The 14,992-nt window shown below is 71.8% G+C and carries 16 protein-coding genes; 3 read left to right on the top strand and 13 right to left on the bottom strand.

Annotation, left to right across the window (positions count from 1 at the left end):
• The first annotated feature begins 86 nt into the window (after positions 1-86).
• On the top strand, positions 87-509 hold the full coding sequence (locus tag ACZ63I_RS12100; protein WP_469337867.1) for a hypothetical protein: 423 nt from the start codon (positions 87-89) through the stop codon (positions 507-509).
• A gap of 73 nt (positions 510-582) precedes the next feature.
• On the opposite strand, the gene ACZ63I_RS12095 is transcribed toward ACZ63I_RS12100, so the two are convergent.
• Complete coding sequence (locus ACZ63I_RS12095) at positions 583-1,353, bottom strand: SAM-dependent methyltransferase (protein ID WP_469337865.1); 771 nt, start codon at positions 1,351-1,353, stop codon at positions 583-585.
• Between the two features lie 105 nt (positions 1,354-1,458).
• On the opposite strand from ACZ63I_RS12095, the gene ACZ63I_RS12090 reads away from it, so the two are divergent.
• Together ACZ63I_RS12090 and ACZ63I_RS12085 are read left to right on the top strand one after the other, a co-directional pair.
• On the top strand, positions 1,459-2,502 hold the full coding sequence (locus ACZ63I_RS12090) for a ketopantoate reductase family protein (protein ID WP_469337863.1): 1,044 nt from the start codon (positions 1,459-1,461) through the stop codon (positions 2,500-2,502).
• A 65-nt stretch (positions 2,503-2,567) separates the two neighbouring features.
• Positions 2,568-3,146: a TIGR03086 family metal-binding protein gene (locus ACZ63I_RS12085; RefSeq protein ID WP_469337861.1), complete on the top strand. Its 579-nt coding sequence runs from the start codon at positions 2,568-2,570 to the stop codon at positions 3,144-3,146.
• A 43-nt stretch (positions 3,147-3,189) separates the two neighbouring features.
• Here the strand turns inward: ACZ63I_RS12085 and ACZ63I_RS12080 are convergent, their stop codons facing one another.
• The 12 genes from ACZ63I_RS12080 to ACZ63I_RS12025 all read right to left on the bottom strand — a co-directional run bounded on the left by ACZ63I_RS12080 (position 3,190) and on the right by ACZ63I_RS12025 (position 14,830).
• Positions 3,190-3,960 carry a sirohydrochlorin chelatase gene (locus ACZ63I_RS12080; RefSeq protein WP_469337859.1) on the bottom strand — a complete coding sequence of 257 codons (771 nt, stop codon included), beginning with the start codon at positions 3,958-3,960 and terminating at the stop codon, positions 3,190-3,192.
• A 5-nt stretch (positions 3,961-3,965) separates the two neighbouring features.
• Positions 3,966-4,895, bottom strand: coding sequence for an ABC transporter permease (locus tag ACZ63I_RS12075; protein WP_469337857.1), 930 nt, complete (start codon positions 4,893-4,895; stop codon positions 3,966-3,968).
• A complete protein-coding gene (locus ACZ63I_RS12070) occupies positions 4,882-5,673 on the bottom strand; it encodes an ABC transporter ATP-binding protein (RefSeq protein WP_328583868.1) in 792 nt (263 codons plus the stop codon). The genes ACZ63I_RS12075 and ACZ63I_RS12070 overlap by 14 nt, the downstream gene beginning before the upstream one ends.
• 58 nt (positions 5,674-5,731) lie before the next feature.
• Positions 5,732-6,853: an ABC transporter substrate-binding protein gene (locus tag ACZ63I_RS12065; RefSeq protein WP_469337855.1), complete on the bottom strand. Its 1,122-nt coding sequence runs from the start codon at positions 6,851-6,853 to the stop codon at positions 5,732-5,734.
• 279 nt (positions 6,854-7,132) lie between these two features.
• A complete protein-coding gene (locus ACZ63I_RS12060) occupies positions 7,133-8,482 on the bottom strand; it encodes a sulfate adenylyltransferase subunit 1 (protein WP_469337853.1) in 1,350 nt (449 codons plus the stop codon).
• A gap of 2 nt (positions 8,483-8,484) precedes the next feature.
• Complete coding sequence (gene cysD, locus ACZ63I_RS12055) at positions 8,485-9,423, bottom strand: sulfate adenylyltransferase subunit CysD (RefSeq protein WP_041992168.1); 939 nt, start codon at positions 9,421-9,423, stop codon at positions 8,485-8,487.
• Positions 9,420-9,965, bottom strand: coding sequence for an adenylyl-sulfate kinase (cysC, locus tag ACZ63I_RS12050; RefSeq protein WP_469338356.1), 546 nt, complete (start codon positions 9,963-9,965; stop codon positions 9,420-9,422). The genes cysD and cysC overlap by 4 nt, the downstream gene beginning before the upstream one ends.
• A gap of 14 nt (positions 9,966-9,979) precedes the next feature.
• Positions 9,980-10,681, bottom strand: a complete 702-nt coding sequence (locus tag ACZ63I_RS12045) for a phosphoadenylyl-sulfate reductase (protein WP_469337851.1) — start codon at positions 10,679-10,681, stop codon at positions 9,980-9,982.
• A 169-nt stretch (positions 10,682-10,850) separates the two neighbouring features.
• The gene (locus ACZ63I_RS12040) at positions 10,851-12,548 is read right to left on the bottom strand and encodes a nitrite/sulfite reductase (RefSeq protein WP_469337849.1); all 1,698 of its coding nucleotides are present in this window, start codon (positions 12,546-12,548) and stop codon (positions 10,851-10,853) included.
• 114 nt (positions 12,549-12,662) lie between these two features.
• Positions 12,663-12,746, bottom strand: a complete 84-nt coding sequence (locus tag ACZ63I_RS12035) for a putative leader peptide (RefSeq protein ID WP_443077216.1) — start codon at positions 12,744-12,746, stop codon at positions 12,663-12,665.
• 141 nt (positions 12,747-12,887) lie between these two features.
• Positions 12,888-13,448, bottom strand: a complete 561-nt coding sequence (locus ACZ63I_RS12030; protein WP_469337848.1) for a GNAT family N-acetyltransferase — start codon at positions 13,446-13,448, stop codon at positions 12,888-12,890.
• Positions 13,449-13,516: 68 nt separating this feature from the next.
• Positions 13,517-14,830 carry a helix-turn-helix domain-containing protein gene (locus tag ACZ63I_RS12025; protein ID WP_469337846.1) on the bottom strand — a complete coding sequence of 438 codons (1,314 nt, stop codon included), beginning with the start codon at positions 14,828-14,830 and terminating at the stop codon, positions 13,517-13,519.
• Between the last annotated feature and the right edge of the window lie 162 nt (positions 14,831-14,992).

Here is a 14,992-nt window from a genome sequence, read left to right as displayed (position 1 = left end):
GGTCCTGGCCGGCGCCGCACCGAGCGGTACGCTGCGGCGCCGACCGAACAATTCAAGCCGCTCAACCACCAAGGAACGGGGCACCCATGGCCATCCGGAAGTCCACGATGCAGGAGCAGGTCGCACAGGCGATAGCGCAGATCAATCCGGGCGACCGCCCGATCGCCACGATCCACACCGTCACAGGCCCCAGCCCGTGGCTGACGAACGCTTTCGGCCTGATAGCCCAGCTCTTCGTGAAGTACTACTTCGTCACCGTCACCGAGCAGGCCGTGGTGTTCCACAAGGCGGGTCGGATGAGTTCGCGCCCCAAGGAGCTGGTGGTGGCGATACCGCGCGACGAGGCGGCGCGGCTGGTCAGCGGCGTGGACCGCAACGCGCTCTGGAGCTCGCTCAGGTTCCAGCTCCCCGGCGAGCCGAAGCCGACTCGGCTGAACGTGGCCCGCTACTGGCGTCCGGAGCTGGACCAGTGGGTCCTCGCGGTCACCGGGGTCCCCGCGGCCTCCTGACCGGCCGGTCGCCGGGTCGTACGCCCCCTGGGGACGTACGGACCCGGCGACACCGGTCCGTCCTGCGGCAGGGCTACGGCTTGGCCGCGACGAAGCCCCACTGGTTGACGGGCGTGCCGGTGACCGGCCCGTCGGGGCGCCACAGGCTGATCGAGCCGAAGCCGGGCTCCACGAGGTCCAGCCCGTCCGCGAACGAGCCCAGCACCTCCTTGGGGCGCGACACGTACGGCACGGCGCCGCCCTCGGCGTACTCGTCGGAGCCTGCCAGCGTCTCCGGGGTCGCGATCGTGTCGCACAGCATCAGGTAGCTGCCGGACGGCAGCGGGTCCAGATAGCGGCGCAGCAGCGCCGCGGCCTCGCCCGAGTCGGCCACATGGCCCAGCGTCGAGAGCACCATCACCGCGACCGGCCGCGTCAGATCCAGCGTCCGGGCCGCCTCCCGCAGCACGGCCGGGGCATCCGTCAGATCGGCGTGCACATAGTCGGTGGCACCCTCGGGCCTGCTGGTCAGCAGCGCGCGGGCGTGCGCCAGCACGATCGGGTCGTTGTCGACGTACACCACCCGGGCCGACGGCTCGACCTCCTGTGCGACCTCGTGCGTCGCGTTGGCGGTCGGCAGACCCGTACCGATGTCCAGGAACTGGCGTATCCCCGCCGCCCCGGCCAGATACCGCACGGCGCGCGCCTGGAACTGCCGGGAGGCGCGGGCGATGTCGATGATCTCCGGCAGCGACTCGGCCAGTTTCGCGCCCAGTTCGCGATCGACCTCGTAGTTGTCCTTCCCGCCGAGCCAGTAGTTCCAGACCCGTGCCGAATGCGGCGTGCTGGTGTCGATCTGCTCCATCGGCCCTTCCTCCTGATCCCCGGTACGCGGTGGCCCGTCAGCCGGCTCAACTCTCTCTCACGGGCGCGACCTATGCTGGACTTTCATTGATCCTCTGGAGTCGAGATGCGCTACATCGTCATCGGGGCGGGAGCGGTCGGCGGCAGTATCGGCGGCCGGCTCGCCCAGGCCGGGCACGATGTGGTGCTCGTGGCGCGCGGCGCCCACCGGGACGCGCTGCGGGAGCACGGGCTGCGGCTCGTCACCCCCGACGGGACCAGGACCCACACGCTGCCCGTGATCGGCGGCCCCGACGAGATCGCCTGCCGCCCGGACGACGTGCTGCTGCTGGCCGTCAAGACCCAGGACAGCGTCGCGGCGCTGGACGCCTGGTCGCCGCGGCCCGTCGGCGACAGCACGGCGGGGGAGTCCCTTCCGCTGATCTGCGCGCAGAACGGGGTCGAGGGCGAGCGGCTCGCCCTGCGCCGGTTCCGCCGGGTGTACGGCATGTGCGTGTGGCTGCCTTCGGCGCTCGTCGAGCCGGGTGTGGTCGCCGCCCCCTGCGCCCCGTACACCGGCATCCTGAACCTCGGCCGCTACCCGGCCGGCGCCGACGGCGCGACGGCCGAGGACACGACCACCGACGGCGCGACGGCCGACGACACGCTCCGGCGGATCGCCGCCGACCTGGAGAAGTCGACCCTGCTCGCCCCGGTCGTCCCCGACGTCATGCGGTGGAAGTACGCCAAGCTGCTCGCCAATCTCGCCAACGCCGTCGAGGCGGTCGCCGGACCGCTGGTCAGCCCCGAGGCGCGCGCCCTCGTCGACCGCGCCAGGGCCGAGGGCAGCGCCGTCCTCGAAGCGGCGGGGATCGCGTACGCCGACGAGGCCGAGCAGGAGGAGCTGCGCGCCGACCGGGTGGACGTCGTTCCGCTGCCGGAAGCGCCGCGCGGCGGCGGCTCGTCGTGGCAGAGCCTGAGCCGCGGCACGGGATCCATCGAGTCCGACTACCTCAACGGCGAGATCGTCCTGCTGGGGCGGCTGCACGGCGTGCCCACACCGGTGAACGAGACCGTCCAGCGCCTCGCCGACAGCTTCGCCGCCGAGCACCGCCCGGCCGGCTCGATGGCGCTCGCCGAGGTGGCGGCGCTCCTCGACGCGGCCGGCTGACCCGGCGCCGCGCGCTGTCGCCTTTCTTCAAGACCCGCGACCGGTCCGCTGCCTACGGTGGGCCCATGAACACCGGATATCCGCCTCTGCGGGAGTGCGCCGCAGAGACCGCCCGCATCGCACGCAACGTACCCGCAGGACAGCTCGCGGCGCCGACGCCCAGCGAGGAGTGGGATCTCAGGGCCCTGATCAACCACCTGGTGCCCTACACCTCCCACGGCCTCGAACACCGCGCCCTGCGCACCGAACTGCCCGAGGAAATGACCACCCGCGACTTCGCGGCCGACGCCGACTGGGCCGAGCAGTACGGGACCGCGCTGGACCGCGCCGTCGCCGCCTGGGCCGACCCCGCCGTCTGGGAGGGCGAGATCGGCGAAGGCCCCGGAGCGATGCCCGCGCCCGCCGTCGCCGGGCTGATGACGCTGGAACTGGCCCTGCACGGCTGGGAGCTGGCACGCGCCACCGGGCAGGAGTTCCACCTCTCAGAGGAGACCGCCGCGGTCATCCTCGGCACCGTCGCGGACAACGCCGAGATGTACCGCAAGTACGACGGCTTCGCCGACCCCGTGGAACTCCCGGACACGGCCGGCACCTTCGACCGGGCCCTCGCGGCCAGCGGCCGCGACCCGCGCTGGACCCGCTGAGCACCGCGGCGACGCCCGCGACCGCCGACCGCTACGCCGGCCCTCAGGCCGAGAGCCCCGCCCCGGCCCCTGCGGGCACCAGGGCCGCCGCCGTCGCCCGGTCGTAGCGGCGCAGCAGCAGCCGCGCCACCTCGGGGGCCGGGCCCAGCACCTCGGCCAGTACGTCGGCGCCGCCCGCCCGCGCGCCCGCGGCGATACGGTCCGGCAGGAAGCCGGGGGCGATCACGTACGGGGCGACGGCGATCCGCCGCACCCCTGCGGCGCGCAGCTCCCGTACCGCGTCCTCGGTACGCGGCGCCGAGGCCGACGCGTACGCGGGCCGCACGGCGCACCAGCCGGCGCGCCGCCACTCCCGCGCGATCCCGGCGATCACCGCGACGGCCTCCGGGTCGGACGAGCCCGCCGAGGCCAGTACGACGCCGGTGGTGGGCTTGTCGGCGGGGGTGAGCCCCGCCTCGTAGAGCCGCCGCTCCAGCGCCCGGGTCAGCAGCGGCGAGGGGCCGAGCACGTCGGCCTGCCTGATCCGCAGCAGCGGATGGCGCGCCGAGGCGGTGCGCAGCACGGCGGGGATGTCGGTCTTCGCGTGGAAAGCGCGCGTCAGCAGCAGCGGCTGCGCGATCACGTCCCGCACGCCCGCCAGCGCCAGCCGGTCCAGCAGCTCGGGCACCGACGGCGTACCGAACTCCAGGAAGGCCGTCTCGACCCGCAGCCCGGGGCGCAGCGCGCGCAGCCGGCCGCCCAGGGCGTGCACGGTCGCGGCATGCCGCGGGTCGCGGCTGCCGTGCGCGACGATCAGCAGGACAGGAGGGTGCACCGGGCTCAGTTTTTCACGAGAAGGCCGCGGCTGCGCAGGACGTAGCGCTCCAGCGGGCTGAAGATCAGCAGGTCGATGGCGATGCCGACGATCAGGATCAGGAAGATCGCGAGGAAGACCATCGACATGCTGCTGTTGGTCCTGCCGTTCTCCAGCAACTGGCCGAGCCCCACGCCGAGATCGGGCGACGAGGCGATGATCTCGGCGGCCATCAGGGACCGCCAGGAGAACGCCCAGCCCTGCTTGAGGCCCGCCAGGTAGCCGGGCAGCGCGGCCGGCATCACGATGTGCCAGGTGCCGCGCAGCCCGGTCGCGCCGATGGTGCGCCCGGCCCGCAGATACAGCGGCGGCACCTGGTCGACGCCCGAGACGAGCCCGTTGGCGATGGAGGGGACGGCGCCGAGGAGGATCACCGCGTACATCATGGAGTCGTTCAGACCGAGCCAGATCACGGCGGGCGGTACCCACGCGACGGACGGCAGCGACTGGAGTCCGGACAGGATCGGGCCGATCGCCGCCCGGACGAACTTCACCCGGGCGACCAGCAGGCCCAGCGGGGTGCCGATGACCAGGGCCAGCAGGAAGCCCAGCAGACCGCGCGAGACGCTGGTCCAGATGTAGTCGAGCAGGGTGCCTTGCTTCCACGCCTCGGACAGTTGGTCCCACACGTCGGACGGCGGCGGCAGCTTGTAGTCGTCGGTGACCTTGGCCCACACCAGGACCTGCCACACCACCAGCACCAGCACGACGGCGGTGAGCGGCGGCAGTATCTTCGTCACCAGGGTCTGGCGCAGCGGCGGCCGGCCGGTCTGCACGGCGTCCAGCGCGTCGAGACCGGCTTCGAGACCCGCCAGGTCCCCGGCCCGCCGCCGCGCGGCGTCCGCTTCCGCCACCTCGGCGGTGTCCTTCGGCGGGGTCGTCTCAGTGCTGGCCATGGCGGCGGATCTCCCCACGAAGTTCTTCGGTGATCTCGACGGACAGCTCGGCGACCGCAGCGTCCTCGATACGGCGCGGCTGCGGTATGTCGACGGTCCACTCGTGCGCCACCCGGCCGGGCCGCGACGACAGCAGGACCACCCGCTCGGCGAGGCGGACCGCCTCGCGGACGTTGTGGGTGACGAAGAGGACCGACACGTCCGTCTCGCGCCAGATCCTGGTCAGTTCGTCGTGCAGGACGTCCCTGGTGATGGCGTCGAGCGCGGCGAACGGCTCGTCCATCAGCAGCAGCCTGCTGTCCTGCGCCAGCGCGCGGGCCAGCGCGACCCGCTGGCGCATACCGCCGGACAGCTCGTGCACCCGCTTGCCGTGGGCGCCGGGCAGCCGGACCAGTTCGAGCAGCCGCTCCGCCTCGGCGCGGCGCTCCTGCTTGGCCACCCCGCGCATGCGCAGGGTCAGTTCGATGTTCTTGCCCGCGGTCAGCCACGGGAAGAGGGCGTGCTCCTGGAACATCAGGGCCGGCCGGCCGCCGGGGGTCTCGATGGACCCCGCGGACGGCCGGTCGAGTCCGGCGACCAGGTTGAGCAGGGTGGACTTGCCACAGCCCGAGGCCCCCAGGAGGGTGACGAACTCGCCGGGGGCGACATCGAGCGTGATGTCGTCGAGGACGAGCTGCTGCCCCGCGGGCGTCGCGAAGGACTTCGAGACGTGCGCGATCCGGGCGGCGTGGTCCACCACCGGGACGCTGTCGGCGGCCTTGGCGAGGGTCGATGCCATCGGTCGTCACCTCCTGGGAACGGTGCGGATACGGGAAGAGGGCTGCGGCCTGAGCCGGTTACTTGACGCCGAGACCCGCGTCGTCGACCGCGGGCTTCCCCGCCGCCTGGAGGATCTTGTTGAGCGGCGCCAGGTCGTAGATGCCCGCCAGGTCGGGCTTCTTGAGCAGCCCCGCCTTGACGGCGTGGTCGGCCTCGGCCTGCAGGGTGGCGGCCAGCGGGTCGTCGATGAACTGGATCGTCTTCCACGCCGGGTCGATGACCTCGGGCGGCAGCTCGGCGCCGGACAGCTTCTTCAGCGCCGCGTTGGCCGACGCCTTCGCCGCGTCCGGGTTGGCGTTGATCCACTTGTTGGTGTTCACCGAACCGCGCAGCACGGCCTCGACCACGTCCGGGTGGTCCTTGAGGAACGACTGCTTCACGATGATGTTCGTGATCACGAACTTCTTGTCCGGCCACAGGTCGCGCTCGTCGAGCAGGATCTTGCCGCCGGCCGCGACCAGCTTGGAAGCGGTCGGCTCCGGTACCCAGGCACCGTCGATCGAGCCGGACTTGTAGGCGTCCGGGGTGATCTTGTTGTCCGTGCGGACGACGGAGACGTCACCCTTGCCCGACTGGGCGTCGACCTTCCAGCCCTGGTCCGATATCCAGTTGAGGAACGCCACGTCCTGGGTGTTGCCGAGCTGCGGGGTGGCGATCTTCTTGCCCTTGACGTCCTTCAGGGACTTGATCTTCTTCGGGTTGACGACGAGTTCGACGCCCCCGGAGGCCGAACCGCCGATGATCCGCAGGCTCTGGCCCTTGGTCGCCGTGTAGCCGTTCACCGCGGGGGAGGGGCCGATGAAGCCGATGTCGACACTGCCCGCGTTGAGCGCCTCGATCTCGGAGGGCCCGGCGTTGAAGGTGGCGGGCGCGACCTTCGTGGCACCCAGTTCCTTCTGGAAGATGCCCTGCTCGATACCGACGAGCGCGGTGGCGTGCGTGAGGTTGGGGAAGTAGCCGATCTTCACGGTGTCGGCGGAGAGCTTCTTGGCTCCGGAGGAGGCGGCGGGCTTCGCCGACGCGTCCTTGTCGGATTCCGAATCGGAGCCGTAGCCGCAGGACGCGAGGACCAGCGCGACCAGTGGCAGTGCGGCCGCGACGGCGATGCGGCGGTGCGAGGTGGGACGGATGGCAGGCACGGGAGGGGTTCCTCTCGTTGGCCCGGAACTTACGCCGCTCCGCAGGGCGGTGGCGAGACCGGGAAGTCGGCAGGTCTTCGGCGGTACGGGTGGAGCATGCGGGGGGTGAGAAGCCGCTGACCTGCCCCGGCCGGGGTGGGACAGCCGCTTCTGCGGGCGCGCGAGCGGTGCGCGTACGTCATCGCGCACATCGCGAGACTCCGCCCGTCCCCGCGCCGAGCGTGCCGCTGCCCACGCGGCCGCCCTCCTTCGCGAATGTCGCGTACACGTCGATGGCCATCAGAAGTCCCATCCCTCGTCGTCCTGCGCGGGGAGCGGCACGGCGCTCTCGGCGGCGAACGCGGCCCCGGCCATGCCGGCCGTCAGCGTCGTACCGTCCGCCGGGTCGATGAGCAGGAACGAGCCGGTACGCCGCGAGTCCGCGTAGGCGTCGAGCGCGAGCGGTTCCGCGGTACGGATCGTGACCCGGCCGATGTCGTTGGCGACGAGCTGTCCTGGCGCCGGGTGCTGCGAGAGGTCGTCGAGGGTGAGCCGCGAGGGGATGTCCTTGACGATCGCCTTGACCGTGCGGGTGGTGTGCTTGAGCAGCACCCGCTGGCCCACCGTCAGCGGCCGGTCGGCGACGTGGCAGGCCGTCGCCTCGACGTCCTGGGTGGTGCCGGGGGCGCTGGCGGTCGGGGCGATCAGGTCGCCGCGCGACACGTCGATGTCGTCGGCCAGCCGGACCGTCACCGACTGCGGGGCCCAGGCGACGGTGACGGAGTCGCCGAGCGCGTCGATGCCCTCGATGGTGCTGGTACGGCCCGAGGGCAGCACCGTCACCGCGTCGCCCACGCGCAGCACGCCGGAGGCGATCTGGCCCGCGTAGCCGCGGTAGTCGGGGTGTTCCGCGGACTGCGGGCGGATCACGTACTGGACGGGGAAGCGCGCGGGGCAGTCGGCCAGGTCGTGGCTGACCGGCACGGTCTCCAGATGCTCCAGGACCGTCGGGCCGCCGTACCAGTCCATGTGCGCGGACGGCTCGACCACGTTGTCGCCGGCGAGCGCCGAGATCGGGATCGCGGTGATCTCGGGGACGCCCAGCGAGGCCGCGTACGCGGTGAACTCCTCGGCGATGGCGGCGAACACCGGCTCCGCGTAGTCGACCAGGTCCATCTTGTTGACGGCGAGCACCACGTGCGGCACGCGCAGCAGCGCGGCCACGGCGGCGTGGCGGCGGGTCTGCTCGACCACGCCGTTGCGCGCGTCGACCAGGACCACGGCCAGTTCGGCGGTGGAGGCGCCGGTCACCATGTTGCGGGTGTACTGCACATGGCCGGGGGTGTCGGCGAGGATGAACCGCCGCCGGGGCGTGGCGAAGTAGCGGTACGCCACGTCGATGGTGATGCCCTGCTCGCGCTCGGCCCGCAGCCCGTCGGTGAGCAGCGCCAGGTCGGGCGCCTCCTGGCCGCGGTTGCGCGAGGCGTGCGCGACGGCCTCCAGTTGGTCGGTGAGCACCGACTTGGAGTCGTGCAGCAGCCGGCCCACCAGGGTGGACTTGCCGTCGTCGACGGAGCCCGCGGTGGCGAAGCGCAGCAGCGTGGTGGTCGCCAACTGCTCGGCGTACTTCTCCGTGCCCGTACTCGTCATGGTTAGAAGTACCCCTCGCGCTTGCGGTCTTCCATCGCGGCCTCGGACATCTTGTCGTCGGCGCGGGTGGCACCCCGCTCGGTGAGCCGGGAGGCGGCGATCTCGGCGATCACCGCGTCGAGCGTGGTGGCGTCCGAGTCGACGGCGCCCGTGCAGGACATGTCGCCGACCGTGCGGTAGCGCACCTGGCGCAGCTCCACGGTCTCGCCGTCCTTCGGGCCGCCCCAGTCGCCTGCCGTCAGCCACATGCCGGAGCGGCTGAAGACCTCACGCTCGTGGGCGAAGTAGATCTCGGGGAGTTCGATGCCCTCCCGCGCGATGTACTGCCATACGTCCAGCTCGGTCCAGTTGGAGATCGGGAAGACCCGGACATGCTCGCCCGCCGCGTGCCGGCCGTTGTAGAGCTGCCACAGCTCGGGCCGCTGGCGGCGCGGGTCCCACTGGGAGAACTCGTCGCGCAGCGAGAACACCCGCTCCTTGGCGCGCGCCTTCTCCTCGTCGCGCCGGCCGCCGCCGAAGACCGCGTCGAACCGCTCGGCCTGGATCTTCTCGGTCAGCGGCACGGTCTGCAGCGGGTTGCGGGTGCCGTCGGGGCGCTCGCGCAGCGTTCCCGCGTCGATGTAGTCCTGCACGGAGGCGACATGCAGCCGCAGTCCGTGCTCGGCGACCGTGCGGTCCCGGTAGGCCAGCACCTCGGGGAAGTTGTGGCCGGTGTCCACGTGCAGCAGCGAGAACGGCACCGGCGCGGGCGTGAACGCCTTGAGCGCCAGATGCAGCATGACGATGGAGTCCTTGCCGCCGGAGAAGAGGATCACCGGCCGCTCGAACTCGCCCGCCACCTCGCGGAAGATGTGCACCGCCTCGGACTCCAGGGCGTCCAGATGGCTGAGCGCGTACGGGGCGTCGGTGCCCTCGCCCACGGTCGCGACGGTCGGCCTCATGCGAGTCCCCTCTCGGTCAGCAGCGCGTGCAGGGCCGCCGCGGACTGCGCCACGGTCTGGGTGTGCGACTCGATCCGCAGGTCGGGCGATTCGGGCGCCTCGTACGGGTCGTCGACCCCGGTGAGACCGGAGATCTCGCCGGCCGCCTGCTTGGCGTACAGGCCCTTCACGTCGCGTACGGAGCACACCTCGACCGGCGTGGCCACATGCACCTCCAGATAGGTCGCCGACCTGGCCTCGTGCCGTTTGCGTACGGCGTCGCGGCTGTCCGCGTACGGGGCGATCACCGGCACCAGCGCCTTGACCCCGTTGGCGGCGAGGAGTTGGGCGACGAAGCCGATCCGCTGCACGTTGGTGTGCCGGTCCTCGCGGCTGAAGCCGAGGCCCGCGGAGAGGAATTCGCGGATCTCGTCGCCGTCGAGCACCTCGACGCGGTGGCCCTCGTCGCGCAGCCGCCCCGCGAGTTCGTTCGCGATGGTGGTCTTGCCCGCGCTCGGCAGACCGGTGAGCCAGACGGTCGCGCCCTGGTCCGTGCCGCTCAACTGCCCCTCCCGGCTCATCCGTGGATTCCGCACTCGGTCTTCGACTTGCCGGCCCAGCGGCCCGCCCTGGGGTCCTCGCCCGCCAGCACCCTGCGGGTGCAGGGGGCGCAGCCGACGGAGGCGTAACCGTCCGTCAGGAGCGGGTTGGTGAGGACGCCGTGCTCCTCGACGTAGCGGTCGACGTCGTCCTGCGTCCAGCGGGCGATCGGGGCGATCTTCACCTTCTGCCGCTTCTCGTCCCAGCTCACCACGGGGGTGCCCGCGCGGGTCGGGGACTCGTCGCGGCGCAGCCCGGTCGCCCAGGCCGCGTAGTTGGCGAGGCCCTCTTCGAGGGGCTTGACCTTGCGCAGCGCGCAGCACAGGTCGGGGTCGCGGTCGTGCAGCTTCGGGCCGTACTCGGCGTCCTGCTCGGCGACGCTCTGCCGGGGGGTGAGCGTGATGACGTTGACGTCCAGCACGGCGTCGACGGCGTCCCGGGTGCCGATGGTCTCGGGGAAGTGGTAGCCGGTGTCGAGGAAGACGACGTCGACACCGGGCCTGGCACGGGAGGCGAGGTGGGCGACGACCGCGTCCTCCATGGACGACGTCACACAGAACCGTCCGCCGAAGGTGTCGGCGGCCCAGGTGAGGATCTCCAGCGCCGAGGCGTCCTCAAGATCGCGCCCCGCCTGTTCGGCGAGGCCCTTCAGATCGTCGGTCTCCGTCACCGCGGTCATATCTCTTCCCCTCCGTCACCGCGTCGCAGTCCCTGGGCGAGCAGCCCGAGGAACTTCAACTGGAAGGCCCGATTGCATGCCGCGCATTCCCACGACCCGTGTCCCTGCTCGCTGGGACGCAGGTCCTCGTCGCCGCAGTACGGGCAGTAGAAGGGGGCGGCGCGCTCGCTCATGACAGCGCCTCCGCCGAGGCGCGGGCCGCCCAGGTGGCGAAGCGCTCGCCCTCCTCGCGCTCCTTCTGGTAGCGGCTCAGCACCCGCTCGACGTAGTCCGGCAGCTCGGCCGACGTGACCTTCAGACCGCGGACCTTGCGGCCGAAGCCGGCGTCGAGGCCCAGGGCGCCGCCGAGATGGACCTGGAAGCCCTCGACCTGGTCGCCGTTGCCGTCCAGGACCAACTGGCCCTTGAGGCCGATGTCGGCGACCTGGATCCGGGCGCAGGCGTTGGGGCAGCCGTTGACGTTGATGGTGATCGGCTCGTCGAACTCGGGGAGCCTGCGCTCCAGTTCGTCGATGAGATCGGCGCCGCGCTGCTTGGTCTCGACGATCGCCAGCTTGCAGAACTCGATACCGGTGCAGGCCATCGTGCCGCGCCGGAAGGGCGAGGGGTTGACCCGCAGATCCAGCGCCTCCAGTCCTGCCACCAGCGATTCGACCTGGTCCTCGGCCACGTCGAGCACGATCATCTTCTGCTCGACGGTGGTGCGCAGCCGGTCCGAGCCGTGCGCCGCGGCGAGGTCGGCGATCTTGGTCAGGGTCGGTCCGTCGACCCGGCCGACACGCGGCGCGAAGCCGACGTAGAAGCGGCCGTCGGTCTGGCGGTGCACCCCGACGTGGTCGCGCCACTGCTGCACGGGCAGCGGCGGCGCCGGGCCGTCGACGAGCTTGCGCTTGAGGTACTCGTCCTCCAGGACCTGGCGGAACTTCTCCGGGCCCCAGTCGGCGACGAGGAACTTCAGCCGGGCGCGGGTGCGCAGCCTGCGGTAGCCGTAGTCGCGGAAGATCCCGATCACCCCGGCCCAGACGTCGGGCGCCTCGCGCTCCGGGACCCAGGCGCCGAGCCGTACGCCGAGCTTGGGGTTGGTGGACAGACCGCCGCCGACCCACAGGTCGAAGCCGGGCCCGTGCTCGGGGTGGTGCACACCGACGAAGGCGATGTCGTTGATCTCGTGGGCCACGTCCAGCAGCGGCGATCCGGAGACGGCCGTCTTGAACTTGCGCGGCAGGTTCGAGAACTCCTTGGTGCCGATGAACCGCTCGTTGATCTCGTCGATGACCCGGCTGCCGTCGATGATCTCGTCAGCGGCGACGCCGGCGACGGGCGAGCCGAGGACCACCCGGGGCGTGTCGCCGCAGGCTTCGGTCGTCTTCAGCCCGACGCCTTCGAGCCGGCGCCAGATCTCCGGCACGTCCTCGATCCGGATCCAGTGGAGCTGGATGTTCTGCCGGTCGGTGATGTCGGCGGTGTCCCGGCCGAACTCGACGGAGATGCCGCCGATCGTGCGGAGCTGCTCGGCGGTCAGCCGGCCGCCGTCGATCCTGACCCGCAGCATGAAGTACTTGTCGTCCAGCTCCTCCGGCTCCAGGATCGCGGTCTTGCCGCCGTCGATCCCGGGCTTGCGCTGGGTGTACAGACCCCACCAGCGCATCCGGCCGCGCAGGTCGGCGCCGTCGATCGAGTCGAACCCGGCCTTGGAGTAGATCGTCTCAATACGTGTCCGTACGTTGAGACCGTCGTCGTCCTTCTTCGTCTGCTCGTTGGCGTTGAGCGGAGTGAAGTGCCCCATGGCCCACTGGCCCTCGCCGCGGTGACGGCTCACTTTGCGGCGCGGGGCGTCGGGCGTCGGCTTTTCCGGGGTGGCGGCCATGGCGGGTACGTCCTTCGAGACTGCGGGAGGGCGGCTCTGAGCAGCACACTCGCGCGGGGCGCAACAGTGCGCGATAAGGGGCAAGGGGTCGGGGACTGCGGAGGTGCTGGACTCTCAGCTCGCTCGACAGATGGCGCTGGACATGCGGCCGAGATCGACGTGCCGCCGACTCACCAAGGCAATTCCAGCTCTCGACATGACGGAAGCGTGTCACGCGGGTCTCCGGGCAGTCCACCATTGTCCGGCATATGGACAACTCTGTCCCATCTTGCGAGACAATGTGTCTGCCGTCACGTGGTAGCCGAGTTTACCCGCCGATCACCGCGGCTCGCGGGAGGCTCACGCGCCCGGCCACGGACCCGGAGTCGCCACGTCCGGTTCCTCCGCGACCGCCGTGTCGAACAGCGTGAAACCGCGCCGCAGATAGTTCTCGCGCGCGTACGGGCCGTCTTTCGAGCAGGTGTGCAGCCAGACCCGCTCCGTCGGCTTGCGGCCGGGCCACCGCTCGGCGAGATCCCAGGCGCGCGCCGTCCCGTACGAGAGCAGATGGCCGCCGATGCCCCGGCCGCGGAAGGCCGGCAGCAGACCGAAGTAGACGATCTCCACCGCCGCCCCGTCCTGCCCGGCCAGCTCCACATAGCCCGCGGGGGTGCCCCGCTCGTACGCCACCCAGGTCTCCACCCCCGGCCGGGACAGCTCCTGAGCCCACCGCGCCCGGGTCAGCGAGAGCCGGTCGGTCCACCGGACGTCCCCGCCGACCGCCGTGTAGAGGAAGCGGCTGAATTCCGGCGACGGCACCTCGGACCTGACGATCCGGACATCGCCGCCGGGCGGGGCGGCGGGCCGCAGATCGGCGGGCGAGGTCTGTTCCAGGGACCACGTGGTCACAGAGATGCTCATACGAGCCAGCGAATCACGCCGGGCCGCGTTCCTGCCACGCGCCCCCGCTCAGCCGCCCCCGCCCCCGCTCACGCGCCCTGCCGATCCGCCCCGCCCCCGCGCAGGCGCGCCTCCAGCACGGCCGGGGCCGTCGAGTGCGGCAGCAGCCCCGCGGGGTCGCAGGGCGGCACCACCTCGACCTCCACCTCGTCGCTGAAGCGGTACGGGCGGTGCGCCAGCACCCCCGACAGATGGCGCCGCACCCGCGACATCTCGGCCCGTACCGTCACCGTGCGGGTCGGGTCGCCGAACACGTCCGACGCCAGCTCGGCGGCCGTGCGGCCTTCGCGGTGCGTGGCCAGGACGTACAGCAGCTCGGCATGGCGCGGGGTCAGCTCCTGCGTCCAGCTTCCGGCGGGACCCGACACCGCGACCGTCCAGTTCCGCGACCGGCTCAGGTCCAGCACGACCCGGCTCGGCCGGGCCGCCTCGCCGGGCTCAGGTCCCTCGTCGATCCGCAGCAGCCAGCCGCCCGGCAGCGGTTCGACCGCGCACGTCCCGAGCGCGGGATGCCAGATCCGCCCCGCCCGCAGCGACTTCGGCAGCGGCACCCGGTCCATCGGCGGCATCCCGGTGACCGCCGCCGTCCAGCCGTGCCGGTCGACGGCCATGGCCCGGCCGCCCACCCGGCACAGGATCGGCGCGGCCACCGACCGCAGCCGCTCGACCGCGCGCCGGTGGCCCTCGCGCATCTCGCTCTCCGCGAGCCGCGCGACGGACGTCACCAGACCCAGCGTCGTCGGATGGAAACCGGTGGCGGGACCGCTCACGTCGACCACCCCGAGCAGCCGCCCGTCCCTCGGGTCGTGCACCGGGGCGGCGGCGCAGGTCCACGAGTGCAGCCTCCGCACGAAATGCTCGCCCGAGTGGACCTGCACGGGCCGGCGTATCGCCAGCGCCGTACCGATCGCGTTGGTCCCCGTGGTGTCCTCCGACCACGTGGTGCCCTCTTCGAGCCGGATACCGCTGGCCCTGCGCAGCACCCCGACGCTGCCCTCGCGCCACAGCACCCGGCCCGCGTCGTCCGAGACGACCATGATCTGCTGCGCCACGTCGACCAGGGTGGTCAGCTCGGCGCTGAGCGTGCGCATCAGCTCGCCCAGCTCCGACGTACGCCTGCGGTGCTCCAGCTCCTCCCGCTCCAGCGGCACCCCGCCCAGCGACTGCTGCGGGCTCAGCCCGAGCCGCACCATCCGCTGCCACGACGCGTCGATCAGCGGTCGCGGCGCGACGGCGGGACGCTGACCCGCGAGCGCGGCGTCCCGGGTCTGGTGGAGCAGCCGGGTGGCCTGGGCGCTGTCCAGGGCGGTCAGCCGGGACAGGTCGAGCGGTACGTCCTTCATCGGGCTCCCGGTCCTCACGGTCGGCGCGGCACCATGTGCCCATCGTGCCGCTCCGAAATACGGACGGAGGGTCAGTTGGCCAATTCCTGCAACGCCTTGCAACCCTGGCGGACCAGGGACATGTGCACGAAGGTGACAACAAGTCGGAGGTGGTGCCGTGTC

This window comes from Streptomyces sp. NPDC087906 (assembly GCF_055584925.1).
This window is presented reverse-complemented; position numbering and strand designations above follow the sequence as displayed.